We start from the raw sequence: 17,969 nt of genomic DNA, 5'->3' as shown, positions 1-17,969 counted from the left end.
TCAGGCCTGCCTGTTACCCAGGACAACAAGCGACACGCTCACCCGCTTTACTGGCAGAAAAGACGTGCATCGGGCAATAAAAAAGCGCTGTCGTACACAGCGCTTTTTGTCGCCAGCAGGCACCGGCGGGCTTAGATCCCTAAAGAAGGCATCAGAAACTTTCCCAGTTAACCTTATCGACGTTGACTGCTTTCAAATCCGGCCTTTTCAATGCGGGTACTGACGGGCTCACCGGCACACTGGCTGGTGAAGCAACCTGGGTGACACTGTCATTAACCTTAAAGGTTGAAACCAGTCTCGACAGCGTTTCTGCCTGCTCCTGCAGAGATTTAGACGCCGAAGACGCTTCTTCAACCAGTGAGGCGTTTTGCTGCGTCACTTCATCCATTTGCCCGATGGCCAGATGAACCTGCTCAATGCCTTTACTCTGCTCGGCCGTAGCGGCCGCAATTTCATTGACTAAATCAGCGACCTGTTGAATAGCATTGCTGACGTTGTCTGAATTGCTGCCCACGCTTGTTGCCTGCTCAAGGCCCTGCTCAACTTGTGAAACTGACACGTTGATAAGATCTTTAATCTCCCGGGCTGCGGACGAAGAGCGCTGTGCCAGATTACGGACCTCAGAGGCGACGACCGCGAACCCCCTACCGTGTTCACCGGCACGTGCCGCTTCTACCGCGGCATTAAGCGCCAGGATATTGGTCTGGAAAGCAATCCCCTCAATAAGCCCGGTGATTTCAGAAATTTTGGCAGAACTGCCGCGAATGTCGCCCATCGTCGTCAACATTTGACTGACTGCGGAGCCGTTTTGTTTGGACAGCGTATTGGCATTATTTGCCAGATTGCTGGCCTGTACCGCACCTTCCGCATTCTGACGCACGGTATCGCTCAGCGTCGCCATACTGACTGACGTTTCTTCCAGTGAAGCCGCCTGTTGTTCCGTACGCGATGACAGGTCTTCATTGCCCGCTGCGATTTGCGTCGCGCCCGTACTGACAGATTGCGCTGAATGGTTCACAGACATCAGAGTGGTGGATACACGTTTCAACAAATCATTAAACGCTGATGCGGTCTGGCCTATTTCATCGTTTCTGAGGACAGGCGCTGAACAGGTTAAATCAAGGTTATTACTGACGGTCGACATCGTATCTTTAATGCTGGTCAGGCTTCTTTTAATTCCCAGAATAATACTGACAGAGAACAGGCCGAGTAACACAATAACCAGCACGGATGCACTTGTCATCATCCAAAACGTCTGTGAATAAATACGGTTATTCTCTGCTCTTAATCCATCACCAATTTTAATATTCAAATCGATTTGTTTGGTGAAGTCAGACTCCATTTTGCGGGCAGCGGCGCCAATGCCGTTTTCGCCCTGAAGCTGTTCTAGCGACAGGGCATTATCGTGACTGCGCGAAGCTGCAAGAAATGCCGGAAGCGTGCTACGAACCGCGTCAAGGTTACGTTGCGCCTGTACCGTCATCGCTTTATCTTCATCACTGGAAATATCATTCGCCATATAGTAGTCATTCAGCGATTTAATATTATCAAGAATGCCATTGATTTTATCTTCAGCTGCGGACTGTTTCGCGCTGTCGGCCATCGACTGATGACGATACAATGCCAGCCCGAGCTGGTTAGTTGCACTGATTGACTTGTTCAGATCTTTAATGCTGGGTATCGCATTCACCTGAACATATTCAAAGCGCGACTGGAAACCGGATATCACGGATAATGAAACAGCAACGAGCGCACAAAGTGATAACGCCAGCAATGAAAATGCCAGCACCAAACGCTGGGTAATAGTCATAAAAGCCCCTGAGTGTGAAATTGAAAAAAGGTTATCGCAATGCATTCTTATCGGCACAGTACAAACCAGCTTTACCTGTTAATCAGAGATATATTTAATTTCTAAAACTTGATAAATAGAAAATAAAGACTAAGTCACTCAACCGCTGACGGGAATAAAAAATAATGACTTGCCTCAGCCTTTAGCGATTAAACCCTGTTCTATTTGCGCGTTGCCTTGCATAAGGTTGTTGTTTATCAGCCTGATATACAGACTCGTGACCTGATCGCCCCTGCCTGATGACAACGACATTCCAGACAGGTAAGGTGGCATTTTTTGTGACAGAGACGAATATGGAAAGGTTGTTTGTTTATGGCACCCTGTGTCCGGGCCGCAGTAACGCCTCTCTTCTGGAGAACATCGGTGGCGCCTGGCAGGCCGGAGTTGTCCGGGGCGTTTTTTTTACTGAAGGGCGCGGCGCGGCTGCAGGCTTCCCCGGTATTGTTGTGGACGATCGCGGGCCACAAGTGCAGGGCTTTCTTTTTTCCTCGGACAATCTGTACCTACACTGGCCGATGCTGGATGAATTTGAGGAGGGTTATGACCGGATCAGCGTTAAGGTGGCCCTGGAAAACGGTGACAGTGTCACCGCATGGATATATCAACTTCAGCCGCAGAGCATTCCGCAAGCCAGTGAATAACGCCTTATCTGATCACTGCTTTATAGCGTGCCCGGCATGGGTTTCGGTTTTGGCCAGCGCAAGGGACGTCCGAACATCACCAGGTTACCGCCCAGGATCATCAGCAATCCCACCACGCTGTGGCTTTGCCAGTGATAGCCTTCATAAACCGTCGATAAGGTGAGGGCAACCAACGGAAACATCAGTGTTGTGTATGCGGCTTTAGCGGCGCCCGTACGTCTGACCAGGGTGAAATACGCCCAAAACGCAATGACCGAACCGAATATGGACAAATATAGCAAGGCACTGAGGTAGCTCAGTGTCCAGAGCGGTGAGAAACTCACGCCACGAAGTAGAGCGATAATGCCCATGACCATTGCGCCGTATAACATAGCCCAGGCGTTAGTGGTCATGGTTTCCAGCTGTCTGCGCTGATGCCGCAGGCTGATCATGTTGCCCAGAGAAAAGCCAAACGTGCCCAACGCCGACAGGCCGATGCCTCGCCACAGTCCACCGCTTGCGCCGCTGATGTGCAGATCGTCCCAAAACAACAGGATCATGCCCGTTAATCCCAGCGTGACCGCAAACCAGAAACGCGGCTGGGGGCGCTGCCCAAAAAACAGATAACTGTTTACTGCGTTATACAGCACCGCCATGGAAAAAATCACGGACTCTAAACCGGTATTGATATAACCGGCGGCGGTGTAAAAGCACCAAAAATTAAAGCAAAATACACAGCAGCCCTGCAAAGCGCAAAACAGATGATCGCGCGGCGATAATCTGCGCAGGCGCCCCATTATCTGCAGGAGCGTCAGCAATAAAATACTGGCTATGGCGAAGCGCCAGAAAACGGACACCGTGACATCAACGGGCCCTTGTTGCAAAAAGATGGCAATCCAGGTTGTACCCCAGATAACCACGACCACAGCATAGAGTAATGCGTTCATGCTTTTTCCTTTAAACGAAGCAGAACACAGTGTCCCAACTGATGAGGACGCACGCTTCTATGAACCTGCGTCTGATTTGCAAAATCTTGCGCATTTTAACGATACAGATCTGGCTACCTGCCGGCTCTCGCCCTAGACTGAGCCTCTGATGAACGGGCGGAAAAGAGTTATGTCTCGCGTTTACGACACGTTTGAAATACTGCGTCAAAATAAAGCTGTGTTGCGCGAATCGGTCATGCTTAACTCCGGCATCCGGCTGGCAGCGTGGCACAACAAGCAAGACAGGATTACCGTAAACAGTAACCATCACACGCTAAGCCTGTATGTTGCCGATGGCTATGAGAGTTACCATAAAACCGCTTCCGGCTGGCGAAACGGCGGTGGGCCAGATAAATTCTGCCTGATGCCGCAGCAGAGCGAATCCACATGGGACGTACGTAATAACCTCTCTTTTGTGCATCTCTATTGCACAGATGAGCATTTACGCGATGTGGGCGAGAAAATATGGGATCGCAGCCCGCTGTCGATTGCCCTGGATGAGAAAATATTTTGCAGTGATGCCAGTATCACCACGTTGTATCGCCAGTTCTTACTCAGCTGTGACTGGCAGCAGCCCGCAAATCACCTCATGTTGAGCACTGCCAGCACCCTGTTATTAACTCATCTGATCCAGCACTATTCCAGCGTTCAGTGGCGGCCTCCGACGGTAACGGGTGGACTGGCCCCCTTTGTATTACGCAATACGCTGGCTTTTATTGATGCGCACCTGGCATTGCCCCTCACGCTTGATGCACTGGCCACTCAGGCAAACCTGAGTGAGTACCATTTTGCCAGGATGTTTCGCCAGTCGCTCGGTATTGCGCCGCATCAGTACGTCATGCAGCGCCGCATGGAAAAAGCACAGCAGATGGTGCAGTCAACCTCGCTGCCGTTGACGCAAATCGCACTGGATACTGGCTTTAGTTCGCTAAGTCATTTCAGCCACCGCTTCAAACAGGTGACAGGCTTGACCCCTTCGCAACTGCGAATGGCGAATGGCGTGAAAGCGCCCTGAATCAGAGGCACTGGTAAGGGCTGATAACCGTGACCGGAAATCAGCAACGATAATTTCATGTCTGAGTAACTTAAACCTATCCTCACTCACCCACAGGTATTGGCTTTACTCACGTTGCATCCTGATTATACTAGGCACGCATTCATTCAGGCTTCATGGTATCGGCGTGATTGAAGGTTCGGATGGCTGTTTCGCAAAGCCGACCATGATTACCCGCATGACAATCGCCATTCTGGTCAGCCAGCAGTTAACGAATGAGGACTGTGGTCATGTTACTGTTCAAAAACGCGCTATTCCCTCCTCCCGCAAAGCGAGTGTAATCGCTGTAAGCCTTATTGACGCGATGTCTTGCTGTCGCAGCAGTTATTCCTACACGAGCAGCGTTAACAGCAGGCTGGATCATCCCTTTTTTGTCGCCATGCATGCGGATAGCCGCACAGGAACATGACGCCAAAATCAGCCGATAAAGAGGCTTACCGCCTATCGTTAAACCGTCAGACTTATCACCTGATGCAACATTGATATCGAGCGGCGTAATAAAGAGGTGCCTCTGCCGCCGAAACATCAGCGCACTCGGGCCGGGATAACGGCATGGGTTTCTGACAGGCAGAAGCCGGACGCTGTCTCACCGGGTGACGTTAATGTTCACATCATCGGATGCGATTAACCGTCATCATAATGACAAGGAAGCACATCATGAAGTTTTCATCTGAAAGCGCGATTTCGTTCATTTTTCTTTTAACCGGCCTGATCCTGACAGGATTGGGTATCTGGCAAATACTGACGCCGTGAGGTGACGCTATGCGTAAATTCACGCTTGATCGGATTTTTATTCAGGTGGTAGCTATCGCAGTCGTTTTTATCCTGCTTACCATCGTCATTCGCTAATCTCATCGGGCCAGACCGCCACAAGGTTTGGCCCGCGCCTCATCACTCCGCAATCTTTCCCCCAAAATCCGGCTTTCATAATCTCGCTCAACTTCTCTTTGCCGTTTATGCATTACCGTCTGATTGCTGAAAATGACAGCCTTAATGCAGTTTTTTTTGTTCAATTGAGAGCATTTCTCTCAACGTCTGGGGAAAAATTATGAATCTATGCCACAATTTTTTAATTGGTGGGTTAGCAGCAATGATGACAATGGGGAGCGCGATGGCGACAGAGCATAACGATCTGACGGGTTATCGTGAGGGTGCAAAGGTTATTCAGGTCAAACCAACACGCAATCAGATAGATGCCATAAGTGGCATCGTTTATTCACAAATCACGACGGCAAGAGAGACCAGGCCGCTCCATATGTCGCTGTTAGTGCCCCGCACCGACGCGCCTAAACCCGCCATCATTTATTTTCCCGGTGGCGGTTTTACCAGTGCCAATCACGATAAGTACATCCAGATGCGTATGGCGCTGGCAGAGGCTGGCTTTGTTGTGGCCGCTGCGGAATATCGCGTTGTACCGAATACCTTCCCGGCTCCGGTAAATGATGGTAAAGCGGCAGTGCGCTATTTGCGACAACATGCCGAGACATACGGCATTGATCCCGCGCGCATTGGTGTACTCGGCGATTCGGCTGGGGGATGGCTTGTGCAAATGCTCGGCACCACACAGGGGGAAACGGCGTTTGATCGCGGTGATTTCACCGATAAATCCTCTGATGTGCAGGCAGTGGCAACGCTATATGGCATATCCGACCTCCTTAACATTGGCGAAAGTTATGCCGATGAAATTCAAAAAGTTCATCAGTCACCTGCGGTAACCGAGGCATTGCTGGTGCACGGTCCAGCCTTTCGTGAGTTTGCTGGCGCAAGCATCATGGACGACACGGCAAAAGCACGGCATGCCAGCCCTATGGGACATTTACGAAACAGCAAGCCGCCTTTCCTGATTATGCACGGTGATAAAGATTCTCTGGTATCGCCCCATCAAAGTGCGCAGCTGTTTGATGCACTCAGGAAAGCCGGTGAGAAAGTGGACTACGTTGTGGTGAAAGGGGCAGAGCATGCCGACCTCACCTGGTACCAGCCGGAGGTTATCCAGGAAGTCGTAAGCTGGTTTACGCGCGAACTCAAACCAGATACGGGCGTCGTTGCCGACCAATCTGGCCGTCCAAACGATAACCTGTAATCGCCAGGCAAGCCACTGCCCGTGGCTTGCCTCACTGAAGATTAATGCGCAACGGCAGCGGCTACCGCGCCTTTCGCCCCTTTATCAAGCAGAAGCTGATAGGCACGGGTTACCTGCTCCACAAAGTACGCATTATTTGCCAGCGCCTCACCAAAAATGGCATCGACACCTAATAATGCTTTCACCCTCGCCTCGCCATCAGCACTGGATCCCACAGCAGCGTTCAAAGTGGGTAATAACGGGTCGATCACTTCAATCGGATTTCCCTGCTCGTCTACGCCTGAGACATAGCGCATCCAACCGGCAATGCCCAGGGCGAGCAGGTCAAAATCACTTTCGTTTCTGAGATGCCAACGAATCGAGTCCAGCCAGCGCTGAGGAAGTTTCTGGCTGCCATCCATGGCTATCTGCCAGGCACGGTGCTTTAACGCATTGTTTTCAAAGCGCGCGATCAGCAGGTCAGCATAACGCGTCAGATCCACGCCCTTAACTTGCAATGTCGGTGCCTGCTCCTGCAGCATCAACGTTCGTGCTGCCCGTCTGAAATCGGGATCCTCCATGCAGTCACAAATATGTTCATAGCCCGCCAGATAACCAAGATAGGCCAGAAATGAGTGGCTGCCGTTTAACATGCGCAACTTCATTTCTTCGTACGGGACAACATCGTTAACGAGTTCTGCGCCGGCCTTTTCCCACTCAGGACGTCCGGCTACGAAGTTATCCTCTATCACCCATTGCCTGAAGGGTTCACAGGCCACCGCCAGAGCATCCTGCACCCCTGTTACCTGCGCAATTTTATTCAGGCTTTCCTGGGTGACGGCGGGTACGATACGATCCACCATGGTAGAAGGAAAAGTGACGTGCTGTTCGATCCAGCTTGCCAGTTCGCGATCGCATTGCCGCGCATAGGCGCAAACGACCCCGGCAATCACCCTGCCATTTTCAGGAATGTTATCGCAGGACATGACGCTGAAGGCGGCTAACCCCGCCGCTCTGCGGCGGGCCAGCGCTTCAACGATGATGCCTGGGGCGGAATGGGGCTGATGGGGCTGTGCTAAGTCAGCTACGATGAGGGGATGGTCACGCATCAGTTCGCCTGTCGCGGGCGCGTGGCAGTAGCCCTTTTCGGTAATCGTTAACGACACAATGGCAACCTGCGGCTGGCATAGCGCCTCCAGCACGGCTTCAGTGCCATCAACCTGCGCATGAAGCGCCTGCCTGACGACGCCAACCACCCTGCCTGACCACGCACTGGCGGACATTTCTGCCACGGTATAGAGAAAATCCTGACGCTTGAGATCGGCAATCTGTTGCTCACCGCCGATAAGATTGACTTCAATATAACCCCAGTTGCTGCTGTGTTCAGCAGCAAGAACGTCTGCATAGACAGCCTGATGGGCACGGTGAAATGCACCAAATCCGAGATGAACGATTCTCGGAACCAGATTATGGCGATCCCACTGTGGAACGGTGGCGTTAGCACTGAGTAATTTATTTGGCATTGTAATCTCACTGTTAATTAAAGTTATTATTTGGTTATTTCCGGCATGATTCGCTGTGTCCTTGCGTGACATAACAGCATTGATGAAAAAAAGGGTAATTAAAATTAAATGACCGCCGCGACAAAATGATCAATTAGTGGATTGCAGATTGTGCGTTGAACAATTTTTTCGTCAAAACCAAGATTATCGCTATGAAAATATGCAAGTCCACTACCATACCAGAAGCAACACCTGAATTGTGACATGTGCTGGGATGAGATAGCGAAATAAATAACACGCATTTAAGGAATACACCTCACAAGCCTGTTTCCATGAGGTTAAATTGGTGGTTTTTATGTTATTAATATTTTAAGACATAAGTAATCAGAGACAGCACCGTCTCTGGCGAAAAATGCTTATATCCGGAAAAAGGCGTAATGCCTGACAGGGCGTCATGTAAAATAAATTCAGATTTAATCAACACGTGTGATGCAGTAAAATGAACCCTTCATAACTAGCTCCATTATGACAACACTGTTTCATCGTCGGTCCGATCAAGTTTGAGTTAGTTATTTCTTACGCGATTCGCGATGGCTTTCATTGTGACAATTTAATGACATAGATGTACATCAAGTATTTATAATTTAATGCTTACCATGAGGGAAACAGAGCATCAGGTAGCACTGATTCCTCATTTTTCCGGCGGATTACCACGCATAATTCCAGCTGTGTTCATGACATCCATGAACCAAGGAGGAAATTATGTGGAAATTGAACTCTGTGATTGATATGCAAGGAACAAATCCTTACCTCATTCTTGTCAATAACCTTGGTGATACCCGACTGTTACCCTGTAAGAATATTAATCCTGCCTTCTTGAGAACCCTGAATTTTTCTGATCTTGAAACCAGTCTGTTAACTGAACGAGTAAAAATCAATAATAAATCAGCAAAATAAATACCACTGTCCCGATCTCTCCTGGCCCTCTGACTGGTTTTAATGAGGGCCGCTCTTGTTAAAACCCCAATTCACATTGCTCAGACCTTATCTCAGGATGTTGCCATGAAGAGATGCATGTTTGCCTTCAGGTAAGATTCCGCGCAACGCGACTGCAGCAGCAGGGTATTACCCTTTAGCCTGCTGCCTGTCATCACACCTTGAATAACAGGTCGTTATACGCTTTGTCGATCGGGGCTTACTGAGCCCCGACACTGAGCTTCAGCCAGCTTGTCCGTGGGGGCATCGCGGCTGAAGCCTGAGAAGTGTTGAAGACGTGAGTCGCTCAGCCCCCGGCAAGGGACACTGGGCTAATCAGGCAGCACGAGAGCACAGGATGGTGATGGTGATAAGGTGCACACATCGCGCTCGCTTCACTTTAGCTAAACGAAGGCAGCAGCCGGAATACATCAAGTACCACCGTCAGGTAAACGAATCCCCCCACCACGATAACCAGATTAAGGATCATGTTATTACAGGGTGCGGTATAGACTGCAGTGGGAAAACGCTTGCGGGCCGCTTTCACAAGAAAAGGCGGCAGAATAACGCTCCAGATCGTAAAGGCCAGACCGGCATAGCCAATTGCATAGACAAAGCCACCGGGCAGGATGAAACAAACGACAGCGGGTGGCAAATACGTTACCAGGGCCGTCTTAAACCGGCCAGAACGGTCGTCTGAAAAATGAAACAGATCGGCAATATAATCGAAAAGCCCCAGCGTCGCGGCTAGCAATGAACTGGCTACCGCAAAATTACCAAAGAAAGTGAGGATCAGATCCATAGACGTGCTGGTAAATAAGCCCCCTATTGCCTCGACAAATACATCAATATTCCCCCCTTTGGCGATAATGGGCGAAAAATCGGCGCGGCTGATATTGCCCATGGTGACGACCAACCAGAATATGTAAAGCAGCAGAGCGAAAGCCGTGCCAATAAAAATCGACCGGGTGATATTCTCAACCCCCTGAGTGCCATACAGCTTCACCAGACTGGGCACGTTGCCGTGGAAACCGTAAGAGATGATGCAGAAAGGTAGCGTCATTAAAATATAAGGCAGATATTGCGTGTCAGGCAGCGCCCAGGCGGCACTGTCAATAAGTTTAGCGCCTTCGACATGCCATATCAGGCCAGAGAAGGTAGCAAAAAAGGCAACAAACTTCCCGATAATTAACACCGTTGTAATACGGCCAACCAAAAGCGAGCTGTACCATGCGATGCCACCGACCAACACGCTTACGATGATCACAGATAAGCGGGCTGGAAGATAAAATCCGCTGTATTTTTCTACCGTCTGAGAGATGACAGCAGAAGAGCCAGAAATATAAGCATAAGTTAAAATATACAAGACAAAGCCAAATGCGATACCCACCACAACATTCCATTTATGACCTAATAAATCCTTTGTGAAGGTGTTAAAACTCGCACCACCGCCATAATGGAGATTGACTTCAACCAGCATCAGTCCGGTTAACAGCATCATTATGGCAATGAGCGTTAAAATAATTGATGCGCCTGGGAACCATATGCCAGCCATAGCAATCGGCAGTGAGAACATTCCGCCACCTATGACGGTGGCAATGATAAGCATCGTTCCACTCATTAAACCGGGTGTTGTTTTCTTAATAACCATGAGAAATTCTCCTGTTGACTCTTTATTATCATTTTGGCGTCATTCTGAATCCGCTGGATAATAACGGTTCTACTGCAGACCTGCCATGGCGGCAGGTCTGAAATAAAGGAAGGGTGATAGGAGAGAAACAGGGCCCCTGCGGGGCCAGGGTTGTATTAAATAAAGTCAAAACGCGCAGTAAAGAAGCGAAGTTGTTTAGGTTCATAAACAAACGTCAGACCACGAATATCTTCTTTATGCTGGTACAGTTTAATGATGCCATCGGCAACAACATCCATGTGCGCGTAAGTGTAAACACGGCGTGGAATAGTGAGACGTACCGTCTCCAGTTTGGGGCGATGGTTCTCCCCCGTTTCCTTGCTGCGACCGGCGGAAACAATTCCACGTTCCATACTTCGCACGCCGGTTTCCATATAGATGCTGGCTGCCAGGCTCTGCGCAGGGAACTGATCCTGCGTCAGGTGTGGACAGAAACGACGAGCATCAAGAAATACCGCATGTCCGCCCGTCGGTTCAACAATGGGTACGCCGGCTTCACGGAGTTTATCGCCCAGATAGCGCACCTGTTTGACCCGATGTTCAATATATTCATACTGCATGGCTTCACGTAGCCCAATAGCCATCGCTTCCATATCCCGACCGGCCAGCCCGCCGTATGACGGCATACCTTCATAAACGACAACCAACTCTTTTGCCGCTGAGAACATCTCCTCATCGTTCATACACAAGAAGCCGCCGATATTCACCAGACAATCTTTTTTACCGCTCATGGTGCACCCATCGGCATAGCTGAACATTTCATGCACGATATCTTTGATACTGACGTTCTCGTAGCCCGCCTCCTGCTCTTTGATAAAATAGGCATTTTCAACGCAACGGGTAGCATCGTAATAGATCTTAATGCCATACGTGCTGGCCATTTCATGTACGGCACGCATATTCGCCATTGAAACGGGCTGCCCACCCGCCAGATTCACGGTGACCGCAAGGCAGATATAGGCGATGTTCTCGGCGCCTTTTTCTTTAATGAGCGTCGCTAATTTATTCAGGTCAATATTACCTTTAAAGGGGAGATTCAGGCTGGCGTCATGTGCTTCATCGCGGACAATATCCACAAAGGTTGCGCCATTTTTTTCCTGATGGAAGCGGGTTGTTGTAAAGTACATATTTCCTGCGACATATTGACCGGGCTTAATGGCCAGCTGCGAGAGCAGGTTTTCCGCCCCGCGTCCCTGGTGGGTTGGAACGATGTGTTTGAAACCAAACAACTCTTTCACCGTTTTTTCGAGATGGTAGAAGTTTTCACTGCCTGCGTAGGCTTCATCACCAATCATCATCCCTGCCCACTGCTTGTCACTCATGGCATTTGTACCGCTGTCTGTCAGCAGATCGATGTAGATATCCTTTGAATTCAGTAAAAACGTGTTATAGCCCGCTTCTTGCATTTTTTTAACACGCTCATCGCGTGAGATCATTGATACGGTTTCAACACTTTTAATGCGGAAAGGCTCGGCAGGATAGTTCATGTTTATTTCTCCAGTTATCCATTTTCATACGCAGAAAAATGCGCGTCGAATAAGTCTGGTGCATAGATGAAATGCACAGGAAGATATAACAATAACCTCAGAATTGAGGTGGAAATAATACGACACCATCATGCGGGATTTATCATGCGATGAAAATAGCCGCGTCACTATGCGCGCCTTTCTGACAATGTATAAAACGTAAAAATGATTAAACATCAAAAAAGATCGGCCATGTATGCTGAATATTCATAGCGTTAGCGTAACGGCCGTCGGTCATACAGAAACAGAAAAGTCGGTTAAGGTTGATAACAATGAAAACTTATCTTTCCATTTTCTTTATAGGTAATAAATGTGACATTTTTAACCAGATAATATGAGGCAGCGATCACCTAAAAAATGAATAATCACAGCGGTTGCTTAAAATCCGTAAACTTCAATGTACATCTCCGAGTTATTAACTGAGCGGCGAATGTTAATGACGTTGAAATAAGAAAGTCGCTACAGCACTGAGACAATCCATTCATATTATCCCACTGAGGCAGGTCGCTGCCGATCAAAACTTAAATAAAGAGAACTTATGTAATAGAGCATGACTATCTGCTCGTAGTCATTTGCAAGCGAAGTGGAGGTAACGTGTTGAGGTGGATGGGTTGTGGACAGCGATGACGCTTCAGCCCGGTGAAGAAAAGGCGATGTCTTGCCATCGCCTGAGTGACCAGAAAGCATTAGCTTTCGATAAATTATTACTCCCGGGTAATCTTCATGGCCATATCAATTGATATCGCCATACTCTCCGGATTAGCCTTACCTGTCCAGGCGATGTTAAATGCCGTACCGTGATCGGCTGAAGTACGCAGGAAAGGCAATCCTGCCGTGATGTTCACCCCGTCGTAAAAGCCAAGCAGCTTAAGCGGAATATGCCCCTGATCGTGATACATGGCGACAACAATGTCGTACATGCCTTCGTTACACTGCATGAAAACGGTGTCCGGTGGACAGGGGCCGTACACATCCATGCCCTGCGCTTTCATCGCTTCGACAGCGGGCGTCAGAATACGGATCTCTTCATCGCCAAACAGACCATTTTCACCCGCATGTGGGTTTACTCCTGCCACCGCAATACGCGGTTGGGTGAAACCGACCCGGCGTAAAAAGGTATCGGCAATCCTCACCACCGTTTCCACCCGCGCCTGACTCAGCGTATCCAGAAACTTGCGCAGGGAAATATGTGTGGTGACATGAATGACTTTCAGTTTATCGGTGTAGAGCACCATCGAATAATCTTTGGTGTCCGTTAGCTTCGCGAGTAATTCGGTATGGCCCGGATAGTGATGCCCTGCCAGATGCAGCGCTTCTTTATTCAGCGGCGCAGTCGCAATCGCCTTTACCTCACCACGCAGCGCCATTTCTGTCGCGCGCTTGATGCAACGGTAGGCCACGTCACCGGCTTCTGGCTGAACCACACCACATTGCAACGCTTCGGGATGCGCCACCTTCTCATCAATAATATGAAGGATGCCGGGCGTGAACCGTGCCTCAGAAACCTGGTCGATCACCCGGAGTTCAACCTGAGGTGTGATGTTCATGGCCAGTATGCGGCGGAAAGTCTCAGCGCAGCCGATAACAACCGCGGGTGAACCATTCAATGCACCTTCGGCTAACGCTTTAATAATGATTTCAGGACCGATCCCGGCAGGATCTCCCATAGTTATAGCAACAGTATTCGTCACCTGTTTTCTCCTCAACGAAGCTCAATATTTCTGAAAGGGTGGTTTCATCTCCGAAAACACCGACTTTAATCAATACAGTCAGACTCCGGCCGCGACCGGGAAAGTATCTGTATGGCGCACAATCACCCGCCCGGCCCTCAATTCTGAATCCCGTCGCGCACGATGCCGTCGCAATCTCCGCACCTGAGTAATACCGCATTTGACGGTGCGCTGCGCATCACCAACGGAACACGCACCAGGCAGCAAATCGCGTGCTGCTCACTGACAGCTTCAGCTAAAGGCGCGTTTACACACAGCGACCAGGTGTGCAAATCATCCGCTCGATCATTTGATTATATTCAATCACAATCGATTATATGTGAGCAAGATCAATTTAATAAAGCGCTATTTTATTTATAAATTTAGTCGCTGAGTGATTGCGCTACAGCAGCATGATGAATTTCAGTCATAAACGGGGAGAAGAATGTGGCCATAATTAACAGCACGATATTAAGCGGTTCTCATGCGATAAACGCACTGGCGCCCGTCGTGGCGGGCAGAAAACGACTGCTGGTTTTAACAGATAAAAACATTGTGAATTTGCCGGCAACAGCGCAGATCCTCACACTACTGGGGCAGGATGCTCGTCAGGTAGAGCTCATTGACGATGTTCCGGCAGAGCCGACGCATACTGACGTTGAAACAGTGCTGACGCGCACGGCAGGTAAGGCCTATGATTTGGTCGTGGGTGTTGGTGGCGGAAGCGTGTTGGATGTGGCGAAGCTCCTCTCGGTTTTATGCCATGCGTCCCGTCCTTCGCTCAAGGCTCTGCTGGACGGTCAGAAAATTGAAGCGCGCTTGCCGTCGCTGCTCATTCCTTCTACCGCGGGCACAGGATCGGAATCGACCCCAAATGCCATTCTGGCCATTCCCGAGCAAAATACCAAAGTCGGTATTATTTCGCCTGTCATGCTGCCAGATTATGTTGCCCTGATACCTGAGCTGACAACCAGCATGCCCGCGCATATCGCCTCCTCAACGGGAATTGATGCGCTGTGCCATTTACTTGAGTGCTACACCGCGACGATTTCGAATCCTGTCGGTGACAATGTTGCACTCATGGGGTTGTATAAATTATTCCGTCATCTGGAAACCTCCGTTAATGAACCGCATAACCTGACAGCCAAGCTGGAAATGCTGTGGGCCTCTTATTATGGCGGTGCAGCCATTGCCCATGCCGGTACCCATCTTGTTCATGCCCTGTCCTATCCCTTAGGCGGTACCTGGCATCTGCCTCACGGTGTCGCTAACGCCATTCTGCTGGCGCCCTGCATGAAAGTAGTGCGGCCCTTTGCGGTGGAGAAATTTGCCAACGTCTGGGATCTGATCCCGGAAGCCGATACCACGCTGAGTCAGGAAGAGAAATCACATGCGCTGGTTGACTATCTGGCCAAATTAGTCAAACGCCTCAACCTGCCTGATAACCTGGAAGCCCTGGGTGTGCCATCCGATGATATCGATTCCCTCAGTGAAGCGGCTCTGAACGTGAAGCGATTGATGAACAATTCGCCTTGCGTAGTCAGCCATCAGGATGTGGCTGCAATTTACCGGACACTTTTCCCCAGGATTTAATTTAAAAAAGGAGTGGGTAATGCGTAAGAAAATTGAAGGTGTGTTAACAGCTATTGTTACCCCTTTTGATAAAGAAGGCGGACTTAACCTTGATGAACTTAAGCGTCAGGTTATTCGCCAACTTAATGCGGGCAACGGTATTTTCTGTGGCGGCACTAACGGTGAGTTTTTTGTTCTTAATGAGAAAGAGAAACTCACTGTTACTGAAACCTGTGTTAATGAAGTATCGGGGCGCGGAAACGTTGTGGCGCATATTGGTGAGATTTCCACCCGCGAAACCATTCGGCTGGGCAAACAAATCGAAAAACTGGGCGTGGACGCAGTTTCGGTGATTACGCCTTATTTTGTGCCGCTTAATCAGCGCGAACTCATTCATCATTACACGGCCATTGCGGATGCCCTTTCCGTTCCGGTGTTTTTATATAACATTCCGGCCAGGACGGGTAATACGATCGAGCCACAAACGGCCCGCACACTTGCTGAACACCCGAATATTATTGGCGTGAAAGACAGCGCCGGAAGCTATGAAAGCCTGAAAGGTTATCTGGATGCCGTTAAGGACAGTAAAGACTTCGATGTTCTGAACGGTCCGGACTCACTGATTCACCAGGGCTATGTCGAGGGATGCTCAGCCTGTATTTCAGGCCTGGCTAACGTCGCGCCGCGTCAAATCAATGCTATCTGGTCTCGCTTCCATGCCGGAGATCGTGAAGGATCGCGGCTGGCGCAAGAGCAGGTCACGGGCTTACGCACAGACCTTTATAAAGTGGCATTTTCACCCGCAGCAGTTAAAAAAGCGTTGCAGATTTTAGGTTATAACGTGGGCGAAAGCCGTTATGCCGTTCACTTTGATACCGCACAGGAAGATGAAATCCGCAGAATCATCAACCTGTACCTGAAATGATAATAAGAAGTAATAAAACGTAAAGACAGGGAGTCGCTGTGCTCCCCGAATTTATCTTGTTATATCTGAGGCTATAATGAAAACTTTCAACGCTCAGGACACCCTGATAATTATTGGCATCGTGGTGGCTTATATTTTATTTACCACCTGGCTAACGTTTCGCTTACGCAGTAAAAACTCTGGCGATTTTATGGAAGGCTCACGCGCCATGCCCGCCTTTATTGTTGGTATTCTGCTGATGTCAGAATATATAGGGGCAAAGTCGACCATCGGCACCGCGCAGGCCGCTTTTGAAGGCGGTATTGCCGCGTCATGGTCTGTTATTGGTGCGGCAATCGGTTTTCCGTTATTTGGTATGATTCTGGTTAAACGTATTTATAACACCGGCAAAATTACCATTTCGGGCGCCATCGCTGAAAAATACGGTAGCAGTACCAAGAATATCATTTCACTGATTATGATTTATGCCCTGCTGCTGGTAAACGTGGGTAATTATGTGAGTGGTGCCGCAGCTATCGCGACGGTCTTACACGTTACCCTGCCCATTGCTGCGTTTATCACCGCTATCGTCAGTACCTTCTACTTTGCGTTTGGTGGTTTAAAGGGAATTGCCTGGGTCACCATGCTGCACAGCGCGCTGAAGTATTTTGGTATTCTGGCTATTTTGTGGTTTGCACTGTCGCAAACGGGCGGCTTCAAACCTATGATCGACGAAATGCCCGCCTATTACTGGACCTGGGATGGTAATATCGGCGTATCAACCATCGTTGCCTGGCTCATCGGTACTATTGGTTCGATTTTCTGCACACAGTTTGTTATTCAGGCTATCTCCTCAACTAAAGACGTGAAATCTGCACAGCGCTCCACGTGGATTGCTTTCCTGTTCTGTATGCCGATTGCACTGGCGATTGCAGTGATCGGTGTGGCCGCAAAGTACCTGCATCCAGAGATTAACAGCCTGTACGCCATGCCGGTGTTTTTGCAGGACATGAACCCCTGGCTGGCGGGTCTGGTAACGACCTCGCTGGTGGCCTCCATCTTTGTCAGCGTCAGTACCGTCGCTCTGGCGATCGCCTCACTGGTGGTGAAAGATTTCTATGTGCCTTATTTCAAACCGACGCCCGATCAGGAATTTAAAACAACGCGCTGGTTATCACTGTTGATTGGTTTCCTGCCGTTGATTTTTGTTCTGTTCGTGCCTGAAGTCTTAAAACTCTCTTTCTTTACACGTGCTATTCGTCTGTCTATTACCGTTGTTGCGGTGATTGCCTTCTACGCGCCGTTCTACAGAAGTACGCGTGGGGCAAATGCGGGCCTAGTGGGCGCCTGTGTGGTGACCTCCATCTGGTATCTGTTAGGCGATCCTTTTGGTATCAACAACATGTATATCGCGCTACTGACACCGGCATTGATTATGGCTATTGACCATATGATCCCAAGTAAAGCCCGGACCCAGGCCGCTGAAGAGGCAAAAAATGCAGCAAGCAAAGGAGAATAAA

The 17,969-nt window shown here is 49.4% G+C and carries 15 protein-coding genes; 8 read left to right on the top strand and 7 right to left on the bottom strand.

Annotated elements, in window-relative coordinates:
* Positions 1–151: 151 nt before the first annotated feature.
* Complete coding sequence (locus AAIE03_RS21095) at positions 152–1,810, bottom strand: methyl-accepting chemotaxis protein (protein ID WP_014333091.1); 1,659 nt, start codon at positions 1,808–1,810, stop codon at positions 152–154.
* Positions 1,811–2,142: 332 nt separating this feature from the next.
* Here AAIE03_RS21095 and AAIE03_RS21090 point away from each other — a divergent pair, with 332 nt between their 5' ends.
* Complete coding sequence (locus AAIE03_RS21090; protein WP_014333089.1) at positions 2,143–2,490, top strand: gamma-glutamylcyclotransferase family protein; 348 nt, start codon at positions 2,143–2,145, stop codon at positions 2,488–2,490.
* A 20-nt stretch (positions 2,491–2,510) separates the two neighbouring features.
* Here the strand turns inward: AAIE03_RS21090 and AAIE03_RS21085 are convergent, their stop codons facing one another.
* Complete coding sequence (locus tag AAIE03_RS21085) at positions 2,511–3,416, bottom strand: DMT family transporter (protein ID WP_013027824.1); 906 nt, start codon at positions 3,414–3,416, stop codon at positions 2,511–2,513.
* Positions 3,417–3,585: 169 nt separating this feature from the next.
* Here AAIE03_RS21085 and AAIE03_RS21080 point away from each other — a divergent pair, with 169 nt between their 5' ends.
* Entirely contained in the window at positions 3,586–4,470 is an 885-nt protein-coding gene (locus tag AAIE03_RS21080) for a helix-turn-helix domain-containing protein (protein WP_014604607.1), read from the top strand.
* Between the two features lie 166 nt (positions 4,471–4,636).
* Positions 4,637–4,918: a hypothetical protein gene (locus AAIE03_RS21075; RefSeq protein WP_498563180.1), complete on the top strand. Its 282-nt coding sequence runs from the start codon at positions 4,637–4,639 to the stop codon at positions 4,916–4,918.
* A gap of 290 nt (positions 4,919–5,208) precedes the next feature.
* On the opposite strand, the gene AAIE03_RS21070 is transcribed toward AAIE03_RS21075, so the two are convergent.
* On the bottom strand, positions 5,209–5,364 hold the full coding sequence (locus tag AAIE03_RS21070; protein WP_155644247.1) for a hypothetical protein: 156 nt from the start codon (positions 5,362–5,364) through the stop codon (positions 5,209–5,211).
* A 193-nt stretch (positions 5,365–5,557) separates the two neighbouring features.
* Between AAIE03_RS21070 and AAIE03_RS21065 the strand changes: the two genes are divergently transcribed.
* The gene (locus tag AAIE03_RS21065) at positions 5,558–6,592 is read left to right on the top strand and encodes an alpha/beta hydrolase fold domain-containing protein (protein WP_498563179.1); all 1,035 of its coding nucleotides are present in this window, start codon (positions 5,558–5,560) and stop codon (positions 6,590–6,592) included.
* Positions 6,593–6,633: 41 nt separating this feature from the next.
* Here AAIE03_RS21065 and AAIE03_RS21060 read toward each other — a convergent pair whose 3' ends face one another.
* The gene (locus AAIE03_RS21060; protein ID WP_014604604.1) at positions 6,634–8,094 is read right to left on the bottom strand and encodes a mannitol dehydrogenase family protein; all 1,461 of its coding nucleotides are present in this window, start codon (positions 8,092–8,094) and stop codon (positions 6,634–6,636) included.
* A gap of 741 nt (positions 8,095–8,835) precedes the next feature.
* Here AAIE03_RS21060 and AAIE03_RS21055 point away from each other — a divergent pair.
* Positions 8,836–9,030 carry a hypothetical protein gene (locus AAIE03_RS21055; protein WP_013027819.1) on the top strand — a complete coding sequence of 65 codons (195 nt, stop codon included), beginning with the start codon at positions 8,836–8,838 and terminating at the stop codon, positions 9,028–9,030.
* Between the two features lie 418 nt (positions 9,031–9,448).
* Here the strand turns inward: AAIE03_RS21055 and AAIE03_RS21050 are convergent, their stop codons facing one another.
* The 3 genes from AAIE03_RS21050 to AAIE03_RS21040 form a co-directional block, all read right to left on the bottom strand.
* The gene (locus tag AAIE03_RS21050) at positions 9,449–10,699 is read right to left on the bottom strand and encodes an aromatic amino acid transporter (RefSeq protein ID WP_022622989.1); all 1,251 of its coding nucleotides are present in this window, start codon (positions 10,697–10,699) and stop codon (positions 9,449–9,451) included.
* Positions 10,700–10,854: 155 nt separating this feature from the next.
* On the bottom strand, positions 10,855–12,225 hold the full coding sequence (locus tag AAIE03_RS21045) for a tyrosine phenol-lyase (protein WP_022622990.1): 1,371 nt from the start codon (positions 12,223–12,225) through the stop codon (positions 10,855–10,857).
* A gap of 743 nt (positions 12,226–12,968) precedes the next feature.
* Positions 12,969–13,955 (bottom strand): D-threonate 4-phosphate dehydrogenase, encoded by a 987-nt coding sequence (locus AAIE03_RS21040; RefSeq protein ID WP_014333076.1) that lies wholly within the window; start codon positions 13,953–13,955, stop codon positions 12,969–12,971.
* A gap of 465 nt (positions 13,956–14,420) precedes the next feature.
* Here AAIE03_RS21040 and AAIE03_RS21035 point away from each other — a divergent pair, with 465 nt between their 5' ends.
* From AAIE03_RS21035 to AAIE03_RS21025, 3 genes are all read left to right on the top strand, one after another.
* A complete protein-coding gene (locus tag AAIE03_RS21035) occupies positions 14,421–15,566 on the top strand; it encodes an iron-containing alcohol dehydrogenase (protein ID WP_013027815.1) in 1,146 nt (381 codons plus the stop codon).
* Between the two features lie 19 nt (positions 15,567–15,585).
* Entirely contained in the window at positions 15,586–16,470 is an 885-nt protein-coding gene (locus tag AAIE03_RS21030; protein WP_013027814.1) for a dihydrodipicolinate synthase family protein, read from the top strand.
* 76 nt (positions 16,471–16,546) lie between these two features.
* Positions 16,547–17,968 carry a sodium:solute symporter family protein gene (locus AAIE03_RS21025; RefSeq protein ID WP_013027813.1) on the top strand — a complete coding sequence of 474 codons (1,422 nt, stop codon included), beginning with the start codon at positions 16,547–16,549 and terminating at the stop codon, positions 17,966–17,968.
* Position 17,969 lies beyond the last annotated feature (1 nt).

It is taken from the genome of Pantoea sp. Ae19-2, assembly GCF_059801205.1.
Note: the sequence above shows the minus strand (reverse complement) of the source record. Positions and strands in the feature narration are given on the sequence as shown.